Source organism: Psychrobacter sp. 219-2-C (assembly GCF_049560815.1).
Classification (GTDB): Bacteria; Pseudomonadota; Gammaproteobacteria; order Pseudomonadales; family Moraxellaceae; genus Psychrobacter; species Psychrobacter faecalis.
On sequence record NZ_CP186933.1, the window covers coordinates 2,060,983 to 2,078,067 of the forward strand.

Here is a 17,085-nt window from a genome sequence, read left to right on the forward strand (position 1 = left end):
ATTGCCGTAAACACTCTAATCATTACACGACTTAGTAATAACGGCACTGGCTCTTTTCAATCTCAGGGCTTTCTTTATAAATCCTTAGCAATACTGCGACCATTACTAAGCTAATCAGCATCGATGAGCCGCCATAACTGAAAAACGGCATGGTCAACCCTTTGGTGGGAATCGCGCCCATATTCATCGCCGCATTAATAATTGTCTGCGCAATAAACACCACCGCGATACCAAAGGCGGTATAGCTCATACGCATTTGCCGGCGTTTTAGGGCATTATAACTGATGCGCATCGCACTTCCGATAATCAGCGCCTCAAAGATGAGAATCATGGTCACCCCAACGAAGCCCAACTCCTCACCAGTAATGGCTAGTAGAAAATCGGTATGCGCCTCTGGTAAATGCGACAGTTTTTGCACGCTTTCGCCATAGCCGACGCCAGTAAACTGACCGCGACCAAAAGCAATTAAGCTACGGGCTAGCTGATAATCGGTATCTTGTACATCATCAAAAGGGTCCAAAAACGACATTACCCGTACCAGTCGGTATTGTACGGTCGCCACCATTAATACAGCACCGCCAACGGCCACAGCGCCGAGCGCGATAAATTGTTTATAAGGCGCACCAGCAATATAAAAGATGGCAAAGACCGTCCCAATAATAACCACAAACGAGCCAAAATCTGGCTGCGCGAGCAACAGAACGGTGATTAATCCAACCACGATGGCTATGCGTAAAAACCCATCCCAGCCGTTACGTACCTCAAATGAGCGCCGTACAACGAAGTCTGAAACAAAGATAATCATCACCAATTTGGCAAGCTCTGCGACCTGAAAATTAAAACCGCCGAGCGTGAGCCAACGCTTCGAGCCATTAATAGGCGTACTAAATAAAGTGGCAAATAACAATAACCCTGTGATGGCCAAGAGCATAAACTGGGTTTCGGTTTTATAAAGCCTTTTTAGCGTTACTGCTTTATAAGAAATACCAGCGATAACCAGCCCAATCGCCATGTATAAAAGCTGATTATAAAAGAAATGCAGCTCGCTCATGCCGCGACTAAGGGCAAACGGGATAGAAGCAGAAGCTACCATCAATAAGCTGAGCACCAACATACAGCCAACGCTTGCTAATAAAATGGCGCGCGCTGAGGGCATGGAGAGAACGCCATCTGAGCCAGTAGCTCGCGGCGATTGAGAGTTTGATCGAAAAAAAGAAGAGAGCGCCATAATTTTGTATACACTAACAAACGAGAAAACACGGCATTATAAAACGCCACCGTTTAAAAAAATGAAGTTGATTTTATCCAATAGATAATAGCAGACAGCAAAGCGGCGACAAACCCCGATTGTTAATCGTTTAGCTTGTCAGTATTAATGGTACAGTGGTTAGCAACATGAATAGCAACGATGGTTTGCAAATCGTTTATCGCCCGCTTTATTACCTAGTTGACAGTAGCAGCAATTTATAAGCAAAACAATCATTTATCGAAAAACGCTTTCCATTTTTATAACATCAGTAAAACTACTTAAAACCTAACGCTGATACTACTTCAAGCCAAAACGTATGATAAAACGTCAAGATGCTTTATGAAGCCTTGTCTAACTGGTTGACCAGCTGACTAAAGTACTTGCCGCGTTCGGCAAAACCACTAAACTGATCGAAACTGGCACAAGCTGGTGATAAGAGCACCGCTTGTACCTGCGATAAACTGCTTTTTGTGACTTGCTGTATCGTCGCAAAAGCGCCTTCTAGCGTTTGACATTGATGCATATAGACATCATCGTCGTTGATACCAGCGGCGCGTAAATGTTGCTCAATCTGCTGGCTATCTTCGCCAATAAACAACACTTGGCTGACGTATTGATTGATAAATGGCGTTAATTCGCCAAATTGCTGACCTTTACCCTGCCCACCTAAAATTAATAGTAGCTTACCATCTTTAGGCGCATATACCGCTCCTAAGCCCTCGACTGCCGCCATGGTTGAGCCAATATTGGTACCTTTAGAATCATTAAAATAATCAATGCCATCGACCGTAGCCACATATTCGCAGCGATGCTCAAGTCCTGTAAAGCTCTGCAAGGTAGCGAGCATACTATCAAGCGGTAAACCGGCAAGCTCACCCAAAGCCAAGGCCGCTTGCGCATTGAGTAAATTGTGCCGACCTTTGATACGCAGTTTATCTGCCGATAGCAAGCGCTCTGTCCCGCGGGCCAAATACGTCTGCCCTTCTGAGTCGGTAATCAGTCCATATTGACCTTTGTCAGGGGCGTGAATGCCCGTGCTTAAGCGTGGCAAATTATCCGCCACTAGCGGGCGCGTCAAGGCATCTTCGCGATTGATAACCACTGACTTGGCGCCCTGAAAAATGCGATGCTTGGCTTGATGGTAGCCGAGCATATCGCCATGGCGGTCTAGGTGGTCAGGCGACATATTGAGCACAGTAGCTACTTGCGCGCCTAAATTGGTTACGGTCTCTAACTGGAAACTTGATAGCTCGAGAACTGCCAACTCCATCTCGGTATTGGACAGTAACGTCAGTGCTGGCACGCCAATATTGCCGCCTACGCCAACATTGACCCCAGCATCGGCGGCCATTTGTCCAACCAAGGTGGTGACGGTACTTTTAGCATTAGAGCCTGTAATCGCAACAATCGGTACGCGGCACGCTTCACAAAATAATTGAATGTCACTGACAACGGGAATATTAGCCTCTCGCGCCGCAGCAACCGCTGGGGTTTTTAAGGAGATACCTGGGCTGATGATAATGCGAGCCGCTTGTTGCAATAAATCGGCATCTATCGCGCCAAACTGGCGAATCTCAACAGCAGCAGGCAATTGGTCTGCTAAAGTGGGACTGACTTGATTGTCGGTGACAGCGACTTGGTAACCTTGCTTGGTCAAATACTGCGCAACCGACAGCCCCGACTGCCCCAAACCGACCACGACTTGTAAACCACTGCCCTTATGAAGTAAGGATTCTGTTGCGGTGTTAGTGGTCATATCTATTCCTTTTATCTATTGGACGAACAAAATTGTATCAAGCATCTTGGCTTTATCAATAGTATTGATAATGGCTTTTTATAGTGGGCTTTACGCTAAACGTCAGGGCTACAACTAATCTCAGCCAGTTCTAGCAAGTCTGAACCAGCTTGAACCAGTATAAGTAAGCTGCTGTGGATGATGAGCATCATAAAGCCATTGCCACAATTTCGGTACTGGTTTTTTGAGGCTTTGTGTTATTATGCGCCTGTTTTTATATTGCGCCGCTAATGCTATAATAGCCGCCTTAATAAGAACCGCCACGATAGTAAGCGCTCTTTAACCAAATCTTTAATTTAGCATTTTAGTTTAGCATGTTGTCGCCTTTATCGCGCCATTGTCATCGTCCTGCAGTTATGTTTTTTATGCTGAGGTGGATATGACAGGCAACCGCTGCCCCATATTTTGGCGTTTTGTCTGACAAGAGACGTATCTTCTTCCGCCGTATTTCACGGCAAACACTTATTGATGTTTTTAAGAGCTGTTATCCTACTGATTAAGGGTGACGGTTTGTGCGATACCGCTATAAAGGTCGATAACCGTCAGTCTCGATACAATCATTTTAGGGTGACGCTTTATTGCTCGATCATAAATGGTTGTTTTTTTTGCCTCTAACCTTATACAGTTTACTTATGACATCTTTTTTTGGCAGTTTGCGTGAAGAGTGGTTTTCCAATATTCGCGGTGATACGTTATCAGGTTTAGTGGTCGCACTGGCCTTGATTCCAGAAGCGATTGCCTTTTCTATTATCGCTGGTGTCGACCCAAAAGTCGGTTTATATGCTTCATTTTGCATCGCCGTGGTCATCAGTTTTGTCGGTGGACGTCCGGGTATGATTTCGGCGGCGACCGGCGCGATGGCACTGGTGATGGTTGATTTGGTCGCCGAGCACGGGCTGCAGTACTTGCTTGCCGCTACGCTACTTTGCGGCGTCATTCAAATCATCATGGGTATTTTAAAACTTGGTAACTTGATGCGCTTTGTGTCGCGCTCGGTGGTGATTGGTTTTGTTAATGCGCTGGCGATTTTAATCTTTGCCGCCCAGCTGCCTGAGCTGAACCCGATGACTGAGCGCGTCGGCATGACAGTTTATATCATGACGGCGGCAGGCCTTGCGATTATTTACTTATTTCCGCTGCTTCCTAAAATCGGACGCTTGATTCCCTCACCTCTGATTTGTATCGTTGGTTTGACTGCGGTTGCCATGTATATGAATCTTGATATTCGTAACGTCGGTAGCATGGGCGATTTGCCCGATTCTTTACCGGTGTTTTTATTACCTGACATTCCGCTGAACTTTGAAACCTTGCTCATTATCGCGCCTTATTCTATCGCGCTTGCCATCGTAGGTTTATTAGAATCTATGATGACCGCGACCATCGTCGATGAATTGACCGATACGCCCAGTGATAAAAACCGCGAATGCCGTGGTCAGGGTATGGCCAACGTCGTATCAGGCTTCTTTGGTGGTATGGCAGGCTGCGCGATGATTGGGCAATCAATGATTAACGTCAAATCTGGCGGCCGTACGCGTTTATCAACGCTTATTGCTGGCGTGGTGCTACTCATCTTGGTGGTATTTTTAAGTGAGTGGGTCAGCCAAATTCCGATGGCGGCATTGGTAGCGGTGATGATTATGGTTTCTATCGGTACCTTTAATTGGCAATCTATTCGAGAATTTAAAACCCACCCGCTGTCCTTTAATATCGTTATGCTGGCGACCGTGATAACCACTGTGTTTACCCATAACCTCGCGTACGGCGTCGGCGTTGGCGTGCTGCTCTCAGCGTTGGCGTTTGCCAATAAAATCGGGCAATTCTTAACGGTCTTTAGTGAGTATGACGACAGTAGCAATACGCGTTATTACTACGTGCAAGGACAGGTTTTCTTTGCGTCAACGACGCAGTTTCTGCAAAGCTTTGATACCAAAGAAGCGTTGGACAGCGTACAAATCGATGTTAGCCACGCCCACTTTTGGGACGTGAGTGCCGTCGATACCTTGGACAAACTGGTCATGCGTTTGCAGCGCGAAGGTATTGATGTCAAAGTGGTTGGACTCAACAGCGCCAGCCGTACCCTTATCGATCGCTTTTCGATTCACGATCGCCGAGATATTGGACTGTTAGATTAAACAAAACGGTATTGCTGTTATCAAGCTGAGCGCAATAGTGTCTTTATTGTTCAGCAATTATATTGGTATATAAAATTAGGCTCGCGGCTTAAAGGCACTCCTTTAAACCGTGAGCCTGATTTTATTATTGAGATATGTGGTGCCCTTATGAGTAATTTGAAGCCAGATAGTGTGATTGCTTGCTTGGACTGCCCCAATCATGTGCAAGCGGTATTGGATGCTAGTATGTGGGCCTCTATTCGTCTGCAGGCACCCATTGGTCTGCTGCATTCTGTACCAAGTTTGCAACAAAAAGCTGCCGTTGATTATTCTGGTTGTCTCAATATTGACGATGAAAATGTCTTGCTAGACCAATTCACCGCACAAGAGCATTTGAGCAATAGCGAGCTAAAAGCCCAAGGTAAACTGCTGCTGCATCAGGCCAGCACTTATTGTGAGCAACAAAGTCACAAGCTTAAAACTTATACCTTACATCGGCATGAAAGTCTGAGTGACAGTATTGATTACGTCGATGACAAAGCACAATTAATGGTCATCGGTCATCATGTGACTTGCAAATCAACCTTGAGTCAGCTGATACGTTTGAGCCACTGCCCCATTTTGGTGACGCATGCACCATTTTTGCCCCCAACGACGGCGTTATTTGCTTTTGATAACAGTCCAACTTCGCATAAGCTGCTCAATTGGCTGTGTAAAACGCCGCTTATTCGTGCGTTGACCGTACATATTGTCATGGTTGCTAAAGAAAACTCAGAAAACTGCGATGCACTGCGGGAAGCCTATGCGCGCCTTAAACAAGCGGGTATCAAGTGTAAAAAAGCCTTACTCGACTGCCGTGATGTGACCGCTGCCTTAAATTACTATCAAAGCAAAAATGATATTGGGCTGCTGATGACCGGCGCCTTTGGGCAACCGCGTCTGCTTGAGCTGCTAAAAGGTAGTGAAACCAAAAAACTACTTGGCAGTACCAAAACCCCGTATTTACTCTTCCCCAAAGCTTAAAACCTTCTTTTTATGTATAAACTTTTGATTTTAAACGCTATTATTCATAATGGCGTTTTTAATAATCGACGTTTTTACAATGCTTACGCGCTTACTTTTCTCCTATCTCTTCCCATTTTTCTTATCAAACCTCTTATCAAATCGTCACATGAAATAAAGTGATAGCCTCCCCAAGGGCTTAAAAAGTTGGTTATAATAAAGTGTTTATTCTCCCAACGTTAAAGGTTGATAACTCCAACTTATATCCCTAAAAGCATAGTTATTGTTGCGATATAGGCAAGAGTTTTTGTCATTATCATGGTTATTTTTAAGCAAATGCGCGCAACCCTACCAACCCCCTTGAGTAGGTTTGGCACAATTCTTGAACTATTTACCATGAGCCTGACAATAATACGAGCCAGCAAACGGTCTCTATTAACCTGCGACATCATCTATATAAGGATTTTTTTATGAAGCTAATCACTGCGATCTTAAAACCATTTAAGCTCGATGATGTGCGCGAAGCGCTTTCTGACATCGGTGTAAAGGGTGTCACCGTCACCGAGGTCAAGGGTTTTGGTCGTCAAAAAGGTCATACCGAGCTCTATCGCGGCGCCGAGTACGTGGTGGACTTTTTACCTAAAGTAAAAGTCGAAGTAGCGGTGATGGATGAGATGGTCGAACCTGCTATCGAAGCCATTACGCGTATCGCCAGTACTGGCAAAATCGGTGACGGCAAGATATTCGTGACCAATCTTGAGCAAGTCATTCGTATTCGTACGGGTGAGACAGGTCCTGACGCTATTTAGTAGTTAAGAATAATTAAGCGCTAGACCACTTATAAACACAGATTTATAGGTTATCTCGATCACTGTATTGCATCTATTCAAGGGGGAATTAATATGCAAAACCAAATCTTTGAGCTCCAGTACGCGCTAGATACATTTTATTTTTTAATCTGTGGCGCGCTAGTCATGTGGATGGCCGCCGGCTTCACCATGTTAGAAGCTGGACTGGTACGCTCAAAAAACACCGTCGAAATCCTCACCAAAAATATCGCCCTCTTTGCCACCGCCTGTACCATGTATATGATATGCGGTTATGCCATTATGTATGATGGCAATCTGTTTTTGAGTGGTATTGCTGGCACTGAAACTTTAGTAGCAGATGCATTAGCGACCTCAGCTGAAAATGGCTTTGCTGGCGATGCCGTATATTCGGCCGCCTCTGATTTCTTCTTCCAAGTGGTTTTTGTCGCCACCTGTATGTCAATCGTTTCAGGTGCCGTAGCTGAACGCATGAAGTTATGGTCTTTTTTGCTGTTTGCCGTTGTTATGACCGGAGTTATTTACCCATTAGAAGGCAGCTGGACGTGGGGCGGTAAAGCCGTGTTTGGCCTATTTAGCCTTGGCGATTTGGGATTTTCTGATTTTGCGGGCTCAGGTATCGTGCATATGGCAGGAGCCGCTGCCGCGCTATCAGGGGTCTTGCTGTTAGGGGCGCGTAGAGGTAAATATGGACCTAACGGTGAGATACGTGCTATCCCTGGGGCCAATTTACCCTTGGCCGCACTTGGCACCCTTATTTTATGGATGGGCTGGTTTGGTTTTAACGGCGGCTCAGTGCTCAAACTTGGCGATATCGCCAGCGCCAATGCAGTTGCGGTAGTGTTTTTAAATACCAATGCCGCTGCTGCCGGTGGAGCCATCGGCGCCCTTATTATCGCGCGCGTTATCTTTGGTAAGGCAGATTTGACCATGCTCTTAAATGGTGCATTAGCCGGTCTTGTCGCTATCACTGCCGAACCCTCTACGCCATCGGCGCTTCAGGCAACCCTATTTGGAATGGTGGCAGGCGTCATCGTTGTACTATCCATCTTAATATTAGATAAAATAAAAATTGATGATCCAGTTGGTGCTATTTCGGTGCATGGCGTGGCAGGCTTATTCGGTCTACTAATTGTCCCTCTGACCAATCCAGCCGCTACATTGCTCGGTCAAATTGCTGGTGCTGCGACCATCTTTACTTGGGTGTTTATCAGTAGTCTGATAGTCTGGAGCATCATTAAATTTGTCATAGGTCTGCGTATCTCTGAAGAAGAAGAATATCAAGGAGCAGACATCGCTGAATGTGGTATGGAAGCCTATCCAGAGTTTATAAGGTAACAAGTATTTAAGAGGGTTTTATTGTTGATTTGCTAATCATCGATAAAACTTCTTTAGTAAAAACCTATCCCATCAAAAATCCCGCAAAACCTTTCAGTCTTGCGGGATTATTTATTCTCTAACACTATAGTCTTTAACAGTTTGTCTTTTTATAATGCCCAGTCTAATAACTGACCTTTATAGAGTAAGATTATATTAGTTTATTTCTTTTTCCACGTTTGGCTACGTGAGAATGGACCGATATACCCTTTTAGTTTTAAGGTACTGCCGCTTAGATTGGCGGTCATACGATAGTCTTTACCTTTTTCAGGGTCGGTGATTGTACCGCCACTATATTTACCACCACCGTCGGCCTTTAGACCTTTGATGATAGTTGTACCAATATGTTTCTTACCTTTAGCGGAGTTGGTATCAACCAAGGTACCAGTTAGGACACCATTAGATTCAGTAATTTTAACCAAACCTTTTGGCTTACCTTCATCATAAGTCTGCCAAGTGGTGTTATGTAATGGGTCAGCGGCAAATGCCATGCTTGCCATACTGATACCAGCAACTGCTAAAGTGGTTTTTGTGAATAATTTCATAAACTGACTCCCTTCATTTAATGATTACTAGAAACGTTGCGTTTCTAATGTCTTCGCTTATCCTTTTATCGACATTCTTTTATTGCAAACCCTTCGATCCTACGCTCATTTTAAGCAAGTAACCTTCATTAATATGCTATTAAATGCTACTAATGATTGGTTTGACAGAGAAATCTCGATCGACATAAGCGATGTCTTGACCCATTATAAGCAATTTTTAGATTTTGCCTAGTAATTTTTTTATAGTTTATTATTTCTCTAAAATCAAAAGCATATCAAACAGTTATAGAAACGGATTGTCTATAATTTTACCCGATTGGTCATCTTTTTGTTTTGACTTATCATCAAAACTACTATATTGATTGCGGTTTTCAAATGCCAGCATAATTTTGCTCGTTAACTCGTGTAGTTGCTGTGCTTGCTCATATCCACCTTCGTCAAATACTAGATTAATGTCGCCATAAATGATGATTTTATCTTCTTGGTTTTCGATGACTAAATCGCCAATTTGCATACTTTCATGATTATTCATAAAGGGTTCAATCATTTATGCTTCCTCTACCTTAACAGCAATTTACGTGATTTTGCAATACTGTGAGAATATGGTGATATTTACATGCCTTATGCTTTTAATTGTGCCATGAGCCAATCGATAATAGCCAGCACAAATAACATCCAAGTGGGCTCTTCTGGTGAGTCTTCGGGTAAATCTGAGCTGTCACCTGCTTTTAACGGCAGATCAAAAGCGCGCGCTTTGGTTTGAGCATCTAATACGGGCAACACGTCGATGCCAATCTTGGCAGTTAATTGATCGAGACTAATCACTTCTATACGCTCTGATTCATCATTGGGCGCATAATACACGCCTGCTTGGTTGCTCGCTGGAATATAGACCGCTTTAAAAAAATGACTGGGTACCAGTACACGATCCGCCAGTTGTTTGGTCTTTTTATCAGTAAATGCAACTCCAGTAATGGTATAAACTTCACCGTATTGCTGGGTCAAATAGCGGGTGGCTGACTCGATATTACGCCAAATATAGCGATTATTGCGCGGCGATTGCGGCGCGATGTTGGCAAGGCTAAAGCTATCGTACTGCTGGCTGCGATTGGCCATATTGCCATTGGGTGCTAAATGCCCGCGATCATAACCTGAGCCTGAGTAATCGGACAGTTTGGCGCGCATGGATTTTGGCAGACGGCTTTCTTCATGAAAGCTGTCTTCACGGTCAATCTCTTTGGCTTGCTGCAAGCGCTTGCGGTCGAGATATTCTGCTGACCACAGCGGGGTGCGTGATACGCCCGAGTACATAACGGCAAAACCGTCCATACATAGCGCTTGGGTGTTGTTACTGAGCTTAGGATTGGTAAATTCAGGATAGACGCCACCATAAAAAGACTGGCTACATGGGCTGAGGTCATCCGCGTGTGCAGAGGACATCCCTATTAAGACAGTGAATACTGCCATTATGAGGTTATTTTTAACCCGTGCTTTATCTTTAAAAAAACTTATCATGCCACTCTCAACCATCTATGCCTGCCATTACGTATGCGCTATCCTAGCAGGCAGTTAGCAATAAAGAAAGATGCGGCGTAAGTGGTGACATTTTAAATGCTATCCGCTATACTGAGGCAGCCAAAAATCTTGGTCGTGCAAAAAACGGTGAAGTGGGTGAGTGGCTGAAACCGCACGCCTGGAAAGTGTGTATACGTTCATAGCGTATCGAGGGTTCGAATCCCTCCTTCACCGCCAATCTTATAAATTCCTAGTTTTTCCACCTTGCCCCAATTCTACCCACATACCAATCAAACCCCTTATAAATAACGCGTCTAGCGTTTTTTTTATGCCTGCTATTTTCCCAATGCAACCCAACGTGACCCACCTATCCTGTGGCTTGTGTTGGTCTATTCGTTGGTCTATGATTCAATTAGACCTCAAAAAGACCAACATTTAAAAGCTTTATGATTTAGCTTTAGACCAACGTTTTTGTTGTATCGCTTGATTTATATAGCTTGTAGCCACAGGGAATAGACCAACATGTTAAGCGATAGTAAGATTCGCAAGCTCAAACCAAGTGAGAAATGCATGCCTTCACGTCCTGACAAATATAGTGACCAGCAAGGGAATTATCAGAATGGGTTAGCCACTCAGAACGTGAACATCATTGAGCAAGGCTTACGAAAAAGCGTGACAGTAGTGAGCTAAAACCATCGGGCTAGAGATGCGACATAAAAAGGAGCTGATCATTCAGCTCCTTCTTTTATTGTTTCATACAAGGCCAGTCACTGGACTACATGGGATGCCGTAAAAAAATATGGGACTCCGTAACTGTATGAGAAGAAAGATTCTCATTAATTTACAAAGGAGATAATCATGCAATTATTAAATGCGAACACACAACAAAACGTATCAACAGCTAGCACTTTACAGATACCTCGCATGATACCGCTCAAGCAGGTAATGCATTATACGGCGCTTAGCAGTACTACGATTTATGAGATGGTCAATAAAAAATCTGATCGTTACGACCCAACATTCCCTGTTCAAGTAAAGCTATCAAAGGGACGTGTAGCATGGGTAGAAAGCGAAGTGGCTGCTTGGATTGAGAGTAAGATGGCTGATCGGATTCACTGATCAAGGATAGAAAATAAGCCGCACTACGCGGCTTATTTTTTTGCTGTCCTTAACCGCATCTAGCTACGTTTAGCCACTTCTAGCTATCTGCAAGATACCAAGTTTGATCTTTAGAAGCCACTAGGGTATCACGGCACATTTTCTGTAATAGATTACGCACCTTGTTTTTACGCTGTTTATCATTTAGTACTTGCGGTAATTTATTAGTCAGCATCTTATCAAAGTCAGCTAGTCTACCCAGACGATAGTCTTGATGACCCATGGCATTGCTTAATGCTTCACGAATACTATAAGGATCATACTGCTGCACCTCTTCAGGAAACAGCGAACCTGACGCCATGTAGCGATAATTGATGTTACGGATTTTGTTATAAACTTCGTCCAAGGCTAACAAAAATGGTGGCGAAAAATGCTCATAGTCTTTTTCAATACCATCAACGCCCTTTAGAATCCAAGTGATATGTGCTTGCGCTGGGCTTAAAAAATACGGGGATTCATAACGTCTCAATAAAATAATCGCTGTGTTAGTTTAGGGAATAGTTACAAGCGGATACTAACAGCAATATCTCAACCGCCGTAAAGTGTAGTAGCATAAAAAATAGCAAGCCGCATCTATCTTAGGAGAAGCTAGTTATCCAGTGCCTCACGTATAGTCAAAATATCCTAAAAACGCTACGGTATTGCTGATATCAATTTTTTGTAGCCTCTGTCTGCGCAGGCACAGCAAGCAAGAAAAATTGATATCAGCAGTGTGTGATGTATCGATATTACTTTTCACTCACTATATTACTGAGCAACTGGCTTTTGGCTATAGACTCATCCCAATAAGGCGGCGCTCCATAATAGTCTTCCATAAAATCGATAAAACACCTGACTTTGTGCGGTAGTAGCTTTCTATGGGCGTAGACGGCATATAAACCTAAGCGTTTAGGTTCAAGTTCAGGCAATACTATCACCAGCTTGCCACTGCTAACTGCTTCACTGACAATAAATGTCGGCTGTAATACCAATCCTGCACCTTCAATAGCTCCTTCTACCAACACATCACCGTTATTACTAAGAAACTCACTACCTTGCTTGAGAATCTTCGCCTTTAATAATTGGTAGACCTCTTCCTTCGCGTCCATGTTCATATAGCTATAATGTAAATAGCGATGTTTCTCTAAATCTTCAGGCTTATCGAGTGTGTCATGCTTTTTCAAATATTCAGGCGACGCACACAGAACCACACGAATAGGTGCCACTTCCTTCGCAATAAGTGATGAGCTTTTCAGTTGACCTATACGCAGTGCAATATCAAACCCTTCTTCAACAATATCGACTTTACGATCAGTCAATTGTAGATCGACTGTGACCAATGGATAACGGATCTGAAAGTCAGTGACTAATTTAGCCATATGTTTTAAAGCAAAAGATACTGGCGCACTTATGCGCAACACACCTTTAGGGTTTTGCTGCAAACCACTTAGTTGCGACTCCATATCATCCATACTCAATAAAATCTGCTGCGCATGACCAAAGTAATGACTACCAGCTTCGGTGAGGCTTACTTTACGGGTGGTACGATTCAGCAGACGATTATTTAGCTGCTCCTCCAACTTAGAGACATATTTGCTCACCAATTGAGGTGACAGTTGCAGAGTATTTGCCGCATTAGTAAAGCTGCCTTCGGTCACCACCGCTACAAAGGCACGCATCGCATCGATTCTATCCATATTTTGCCCTGTTTTTCTTTAACTATCGAAATTGAACAATAAAGCCATTATCAACGATATGTTGTTAATTAATCAATATCACCTATCTTACTCTTTTTTTATGTTGATGGTAAAGTAGGGTCATGCTTTTTAAAAGCAATCATCTGACTAGGAGTAAGTATTATGTTAATCAATGGCAATTGGACTGAAGACTGGCAACCGGTACAAGCAGAAGACGAGCAAGGGCGTTTTATTCGTCAAACCTCATCGTTCCGTCATTGGATTACTGCTGATGGACAAGCAGGACCAACGGGTACTGGGGGCTTTAAAGCAGAAAAAGACCGCTATCATCTATACGTAGCGCTGATTTGCCCTTGGGCCTCACGTACCTTGATGGCACGTCAGTTAAAAGGTCTGCAAGATATAATCGATATTACCGTGGTCAATCCGCAGCTTGGCAATCAAGGCTGGCAGTTTGGTGGCTTTGACGGTGCTGACAGTGATCCTATTAATCATGCCCAATTTGCTCATCAACTTTATACCAAAGCAGACCCTCAATTTACCGGACGCGCGACTGTACCTGTGCTTTGGGACAAAAAAACCAATACTATCGTTAATAATGAGTCTGCTGATATCTTACGTATGCTAAATACCGCTTTTACAGAACTCGTGCCAAATTACGTTGACTTGTTTCCAAAAGAGCTTGCTGATGATATCGAAGCCCTAAACTTAGTTATCTATGAGAATTTAAACAACGGCGTATACAAAGCAGGATTTGCGACGACACAAGGGGCTTATGAAGAAGCTTATCAGCAAGTATTTGACACCTTAGATATGCTTGAGGCGCGCCTGAGTGATGGTCGTCATTATCTATTTGGTGAGCAGCTGACGGAAACAGATATTCGACTGTTTGTGACTTTAGTACGTTTTGATGCCGCTTATCACGGTCTATTTAAATGCAACCGTAACTTGATCAAAGATATGAGTTCTCTACATGCTTATATGCTACGAATCTTAGCGCTTGATGGCATTTCAGAGACGGTGAGTATCAAGCACATCAAAGCAGGCTATTACTCTATCAAAGCGTTAAATCCCAATGGAATCGTGCCCACAGGGCCTGAACATATTTAGCAAGATAAAGGAGTAAAGTTCATGAATAATGAATCAACCACAGTCAAGCAACCTGTATTGTTTATACCTCATGGTGCTGGGCCTTGTTTTTTTATGGATTGGCAACCAGCAGACACTTGGGATCAGATGGCTGACTTTTTAACCAATAGCTCAAATGGTTTGCCAGAGCGTCCCAAAGCTATTTTAATAGTCAGTGCCCATTGGCAAACGCGGGAGTTTAGTATTACTGCCAGCAAGCAGCCTGAGCTGATTTATGATTACTCTGGCTTCCCTGAGCATACGTATCAGCTGACTTATCCAGCAGCTGGTGCGCCAGTACTGGCTGAGCGGATTGGTCATTTGCTCATCGATGCTGGTTTCAGCAATAAGCAGGACAGTTCCAGAGGTTTTGATCATGGGGTGTTTATTCCACTGAAACTGATGTTCCCTGACGCCGATATTCCAGTAGTACAGCTATCTCTGCGTCATGATTTAGACCCAAAAGTACATCTAAAAGCGGGCCAAGCGCTTGCCTCACTACGTGATGAAGGCGTGTTGATCGTAGGCAGTGGTATGAGCTTTCATAATATGCGCGGCTATGGTGATTCAAGTTTTACCGCACCGTCAGCAATATTTGACGAGTGGCTAACGACAGCAGTTGCAGCTAATGCAGATGAGCGCTTTGCAGCGCTTGCTAATTGGACAGAGGCACCTCATGCATTGGATTCTCATCTATTAGGTGCGGAGGAGCATTTGCTACCTTTAATGGTTGCCGTAGGCGCAGCAGGAACAGATAGAGGTAAGAAAACATATTCTCAGCAAGTCATGAAAACTCAGATTTCAGCCTTTCAGTTTGGATAAATCTATTAATCTGATATTCATTTAATTCTTTATAAACTGATACTCACAAAGCAGCAAACATACATAGACAAAAATTATTTATAAACGGAGAAATATTATGAACATCGGCCTTAATGGAAAAACAGCACTCGTCACAGGTTCAACTGCGGGTATTGGCCTCGCTATTGCAACAGGTCTTGCCAAAGCTGGCGCACAAGTCACTATCGTTGGTCGCGATCAAGCTGGCGTTGATGAGGCGATCAAACAGCTTCAACAAGCTGATGGTGTTAATGATGCCGATAATATAAAAGGCATTGTTGCTGATGCGGGGACGGCTGGTGGCTGTCAGACAATTATCAACACCTTGCCAGAAGTAGATATTTTAGTGAACAATCTAGGGATTTATGGCGCCACCCCTTTCTTTGATATTGATGACAATGCTTGGGAGGAGATGTTCCAAATTAATGTCATGAGCGGTGTCCGTCTGTCGCGGCATTATGCAAAAGCAATGAAGGAAAAAGGTTGGGGTCGTATTCAGTTTATCTCTAGTGAATCGGCATTGAATATCCCAGCTGAAATGGTGCACTACGGCGTGACCAAAGCAGCTATTCAAGGCGTATCACGTGGTCTTGCCAAAGTGTTAGCGGGCAGCGGTGTGACAGTGAATAGTATTTTGCCAGGACCGACTCGAACCGAGGGCGCAAAAGCCATGATGCAAGAACTGGCGGATGAGCGCGGCGTCTCATCGGAGGAGATGGAAGGCATATTCTTAGATGAGAACCGTCCATCAACGCTAATCAAGCGTTTTGCAACCCCCGAGGAGATTGCTAATATGAGTGTCTATATCGCCTCAACACAAGCGAGCGCAACCACCGGTTCAGCACTACGGGTTGAAGGTGGTATTGTAGAAAGTATTGCTTAACGAGGTTTAGACGGTAAGTTTCTATCATTAATAATAGGGGGATTTAATTATGCTAACATCTAGCGCAACGATACAAACACAAAATCCGCAGCAAATAATGAATCGACTGTGCAAGCACTGGGCACATAAGCTGCCCGTTACCCTAAGCTCAGATAAAGGTGAGATTGAGCTGCCCATGGGTGTCTGTCAGATGTATTGTACCGACTTACTGATAGTAACACTCAAAAGTGATGCCGAGCAGTTGCCAAAATTACAGCAAGTTGTCAGTGATCATTTGCTACGTATGGCTGGCAAAGAGACGCTTGTTATCGAATGGGCTTAATTGAGCATCACAGCCAATACAAGAGAAAAAGGTTATGAATATTGATTCGAAAGAGCGCTATGGTCGCATTAGCAAATTTTTTCACTGGAGTACGACAGTATTAATCTTCTGGCAGTTACTCAAGTTCACTGACCGTATCAGCGACGGCAAGCATTGGATCGGTCAGACGTTAGTGCCTTGGCATGTTTCTATTGGTGTTCTATTGCTCATATTAGTTGTCCTGAGACTGATGTGGGTCGCTTCGCAACGCCATCAACGTCCAGTACACGAGCCAATCACTGCCAAGCTGGTTATCGCTGGTCATGGTTTGCTTTACGCGTGTATGTTACTACTGCCGCTAGCTGGAATCATGATAATGATTGGTGGAGGCTATGGCCTAACCGCATTCGGCTTTAATATCTTTGCCGAAGGTGAAAAGGTTGCTTGGGCGGCAACGCTGGGTCAACTGCATGCACCACTGGCTTGGATGCTGACAGCACTAATCATTGGCCACACTGCTATGGCTTTGTATCATCATTACATTAAAAAGGATAACACCTTAAAGCGGATGCTGTAGTGCCTTTAAAATTACTACAAAATAACTCTATTGAGTAGCATAGGGCATCTCAGCCTTTGTTTAAGTTGGATTAGATTTATACACTTTAGTTCTTATAAGAA

17 protein-coding genes and 1 tRNA gene are annotated in these 17,085 nt (G+C 43.9%); 11 read left to right on the forward strand and 7 right to left on the reverse strand.

Annotated features, from left to right (window positions below):
• Positions 1-31: 31 nt before the first annotated feature.
• A complete protein-coding gene (locus tag ACPEGP_RS08410) occupies positions 32-1,156 on the reverse strand; it encodes an FtsW/RodA/SpoVE family cell cycle protein (protein ID WP_191690688.1) in 1,125 nt (374 codons plus the stop codon).
• 430 nt (positions 1,157-1,586) lie between these two features.
• Entirely contained in the window at positions 1,587-3,005 is a 1,419-nt protein-coding gene (murD, locus tag ACPEGP_RS08415) for a UDP-N-acetylmuramoyl-L-alanine--D-glutamate ligase (RefSeq protein ID WP_423813136.1), read from the reverse strand.
• Between the two features lie 671 nt (positions 3,006-3,676).
• Here murD and ACPEGP_RS08420 point away from each other — a divergent pair.
• From ACPEGP_RS08420 to ACPEGP_RS08435, 4 genes are all read left to right on the forward strand, one after another.
• Entirely contained in the window at positions 3,677-5,176 is a 1,500-nt protein-coding gene (locus ACPEGP_RS08420) for a SulP family inorganic anion transporter (protein ID WP_369957821.1), read from the forward strand.
• A gap of 147 nt (positions 5,177-5,323) precedes the next feature.
• Positions 5,324-6,178, forward strand: coding sequence for a universal stress protein (locus ACPEGP_RS08425; protein WP_191690682.1), 855 nt, complete (start codon positions 5,324-5,326; stop codon positions 6,176-6,178).
• Positions 6,179-6,627: 449 nt separating this feature from the next.
• Positions 6,628-6,966, forward strand: a complete 339-nt coding sequence (locus ACPEGP_RS08430; protein WP_011514651.1) for a P-II family nitrogen regulator — start codon at positions 6,628-6,630, stop codon at positions 6,964-6,966.
• Between the two features lie 93 nt (positions 6,967-7,059).
• A complete protein-coding gene (locus ACPEGP_RS08435; RefSeq protein ID WP_423813137.1) occupies positions 7,060-8,322 on the forward strand; it encodes an ammonium transporter in 1,263 nt (420 codons plus the stop codon).
• 200 nt (positions 8,323-8,522) lie between these two features.
• On the opposite strand, the gene ACPEGP_RS08440 is transcribed toward ACPEGP_RS08435, so the two are convergent.
• The 3 genes from ACPEGP_RS08440 to ACPEGP_RS08450 all read right to left on the reverse strand — a co-directional run bounded on the left by ACPEGP_RS08440 (position 8,523) and on the right by ACPEGP_RS08450 (position 10,373).
• Positions 8,523-8,906, reverse strand: coding sequence for a DUF2147 domain-containing protein (locus ACPEGP_RS08440; RefSeq protein ID WP_068404286.1), 384 nt, complete (start codon positions 8,904-8,906; stop codon positions 8,523-8,525).
• A gap of 283 nt (positions 8,907-9,189) precedes the next feature.
• On the reverse strand, positions 9,190-9,453 hold the full coding sequence (locus tag ACPEGP_RS08445; RefSeq protein ID WP_201591995.1) for a hypothetical protein: 264 nt from the start codon (positions 9,451-9,453) through the stop codon (positions 9,190-9,192).
• Between the two features lie 74 nt (positions 9,454-9,527).
• Positions 9,528-10,373 (reverse strand): DNA/RNA non-specific endonuclease, encoded by an 846-nt coding sequence (locus ACPEGP_RS08450; protein ID WP_423813138.1) that lies wholly within the window; start codon positions 10,371-10,373, stop codon positions 9,528-9,530.
• Between the two features lie 194 nt (positions 10,374-10,567).
• Between ACPEGP_RS08450 and ACPEGP_RS08455 the strand changes: the two genes are divergently transcribed.
• Together ACPEGP_RS08455 and ACPEGP_RS08460 are read left to right on the forward strand one after the other, a co-directional pair.
• A tRNA-Ser gene (locus ACPEGP_RS08455) sits at positions 10,568-10,658 on the forward strand.
• A gap of 621 nt (positions 10,659-11,279) precedes the next feature.
• Complete coding sequence (locus ACPEGP_RS08460; RefSeq protein WP_201599710.1) at positions 11,280-11,540, forward strand: helix-turn-helix transcriptional regulator; 261 nt, start codon at positions 11,280-11,282, stop codon at positions 11,538-11,540.
• Positions 11,541-11,619: 79 nt separating this feature from the next.
• On the opposite strand, the gene ACPEGP_RS08465 is transcribed toward ACPEGP_RS08460, so the two are convergent.
• Entirely contained in the window at positions 11,620-12,048 is a 429-nt protein-coding gene (locus ACPEGP_RS08465) for a hypothetical protein (protein WP_201591989.1), read from the reverse strand.
• 259 nt (positions 12,049-12,307) lie between these two features.
• Positions 12,308-13,255 carry a LysR family transcriptional regulator gene (locus ACPEGP_RS08470; RefSeq protein WP_288726060.1) on the reverse strand — a complete coding sequence of 316 codons (948 nt, stop codon included), beginning with the start codon at positions 13,253-13,255 and terminating at the stop codon, positions 12,308-12,310.
• Between the two features lie 162 nt (positions 13,256-13,417).
• On the opposite strand from ACPEGP_RS08470, the gene ACPEGP_RS08475 reads away from it, so the two are divergent.
• The 5 genes from ACPEGP_RS08475 (at position 13,418) to ACPEGP_RS08495 (ending at position 16,984) form a co-directional block, all read left to right on the forward strand.
• Complete coding sequence (locus ACPEGP_RS08475) at positions 13,418-14,365, forward strand: glutathione S-transferase family protein (RefSeq protein WP_045452401.1); 948 nt, start codon at positions 13,418-13,420, stop codon at positions 14,363-14,365.
• A gap of 21 nt (positions 14,366-14,386) precedes the next feature.
• Complete coding sequence (locus tag ACPEGP_RS08480) at positions 14,387-15,205, forward strand: DODA-type extradiol aromatic ring-opening family dioxygenase (protein ID WP_423813139.1); 819 nt, start codon at positions 14,387-14,389, stop codon at positions 15,203-15,205.
• A 97-nt stretch (positions 15,206-15,302) separates the two neighbouring features.
• Positions 15,303-16,106, forward strand: a complete 804-nt coding sequence (locus ACPEGP_RS08485; RefSeq protein WP_201591983.1) for an SDR family NAD(P)-dependent oxidoreductase — start codon at positions 15,303-15,305, stop codon at positions 16,104-16,106.
• A gap of 49 nt (positions 16,107-16,155) precedes the next feature.
• Positions 16,156-16,428, forward strand: a complete 273-nt coding sequence (locus tag ACPEGP_RS08490; protein WP_227671249.1) for a DUF2218 domain-containing protein — start codon at positions 16,156-16,158, stop codon at positions 16,426-16,428.
• 34 nt (positions 16,429-16,462) lie between these two features.
• The gene (locus ACPEGP_RS08495; RefSeq protein ID WP_227671248.1) at positions 16,463-16,984 is read left to right on the forward strand and encodes a cytochrome b; all 522 of its coding nucleotides are present in this window, start codon (positions 16,463-16,465) and stop codon (positions 16,982-16,984) included.
• Positions 16,985-17,085: the final 101 nt, after the last annotated feature.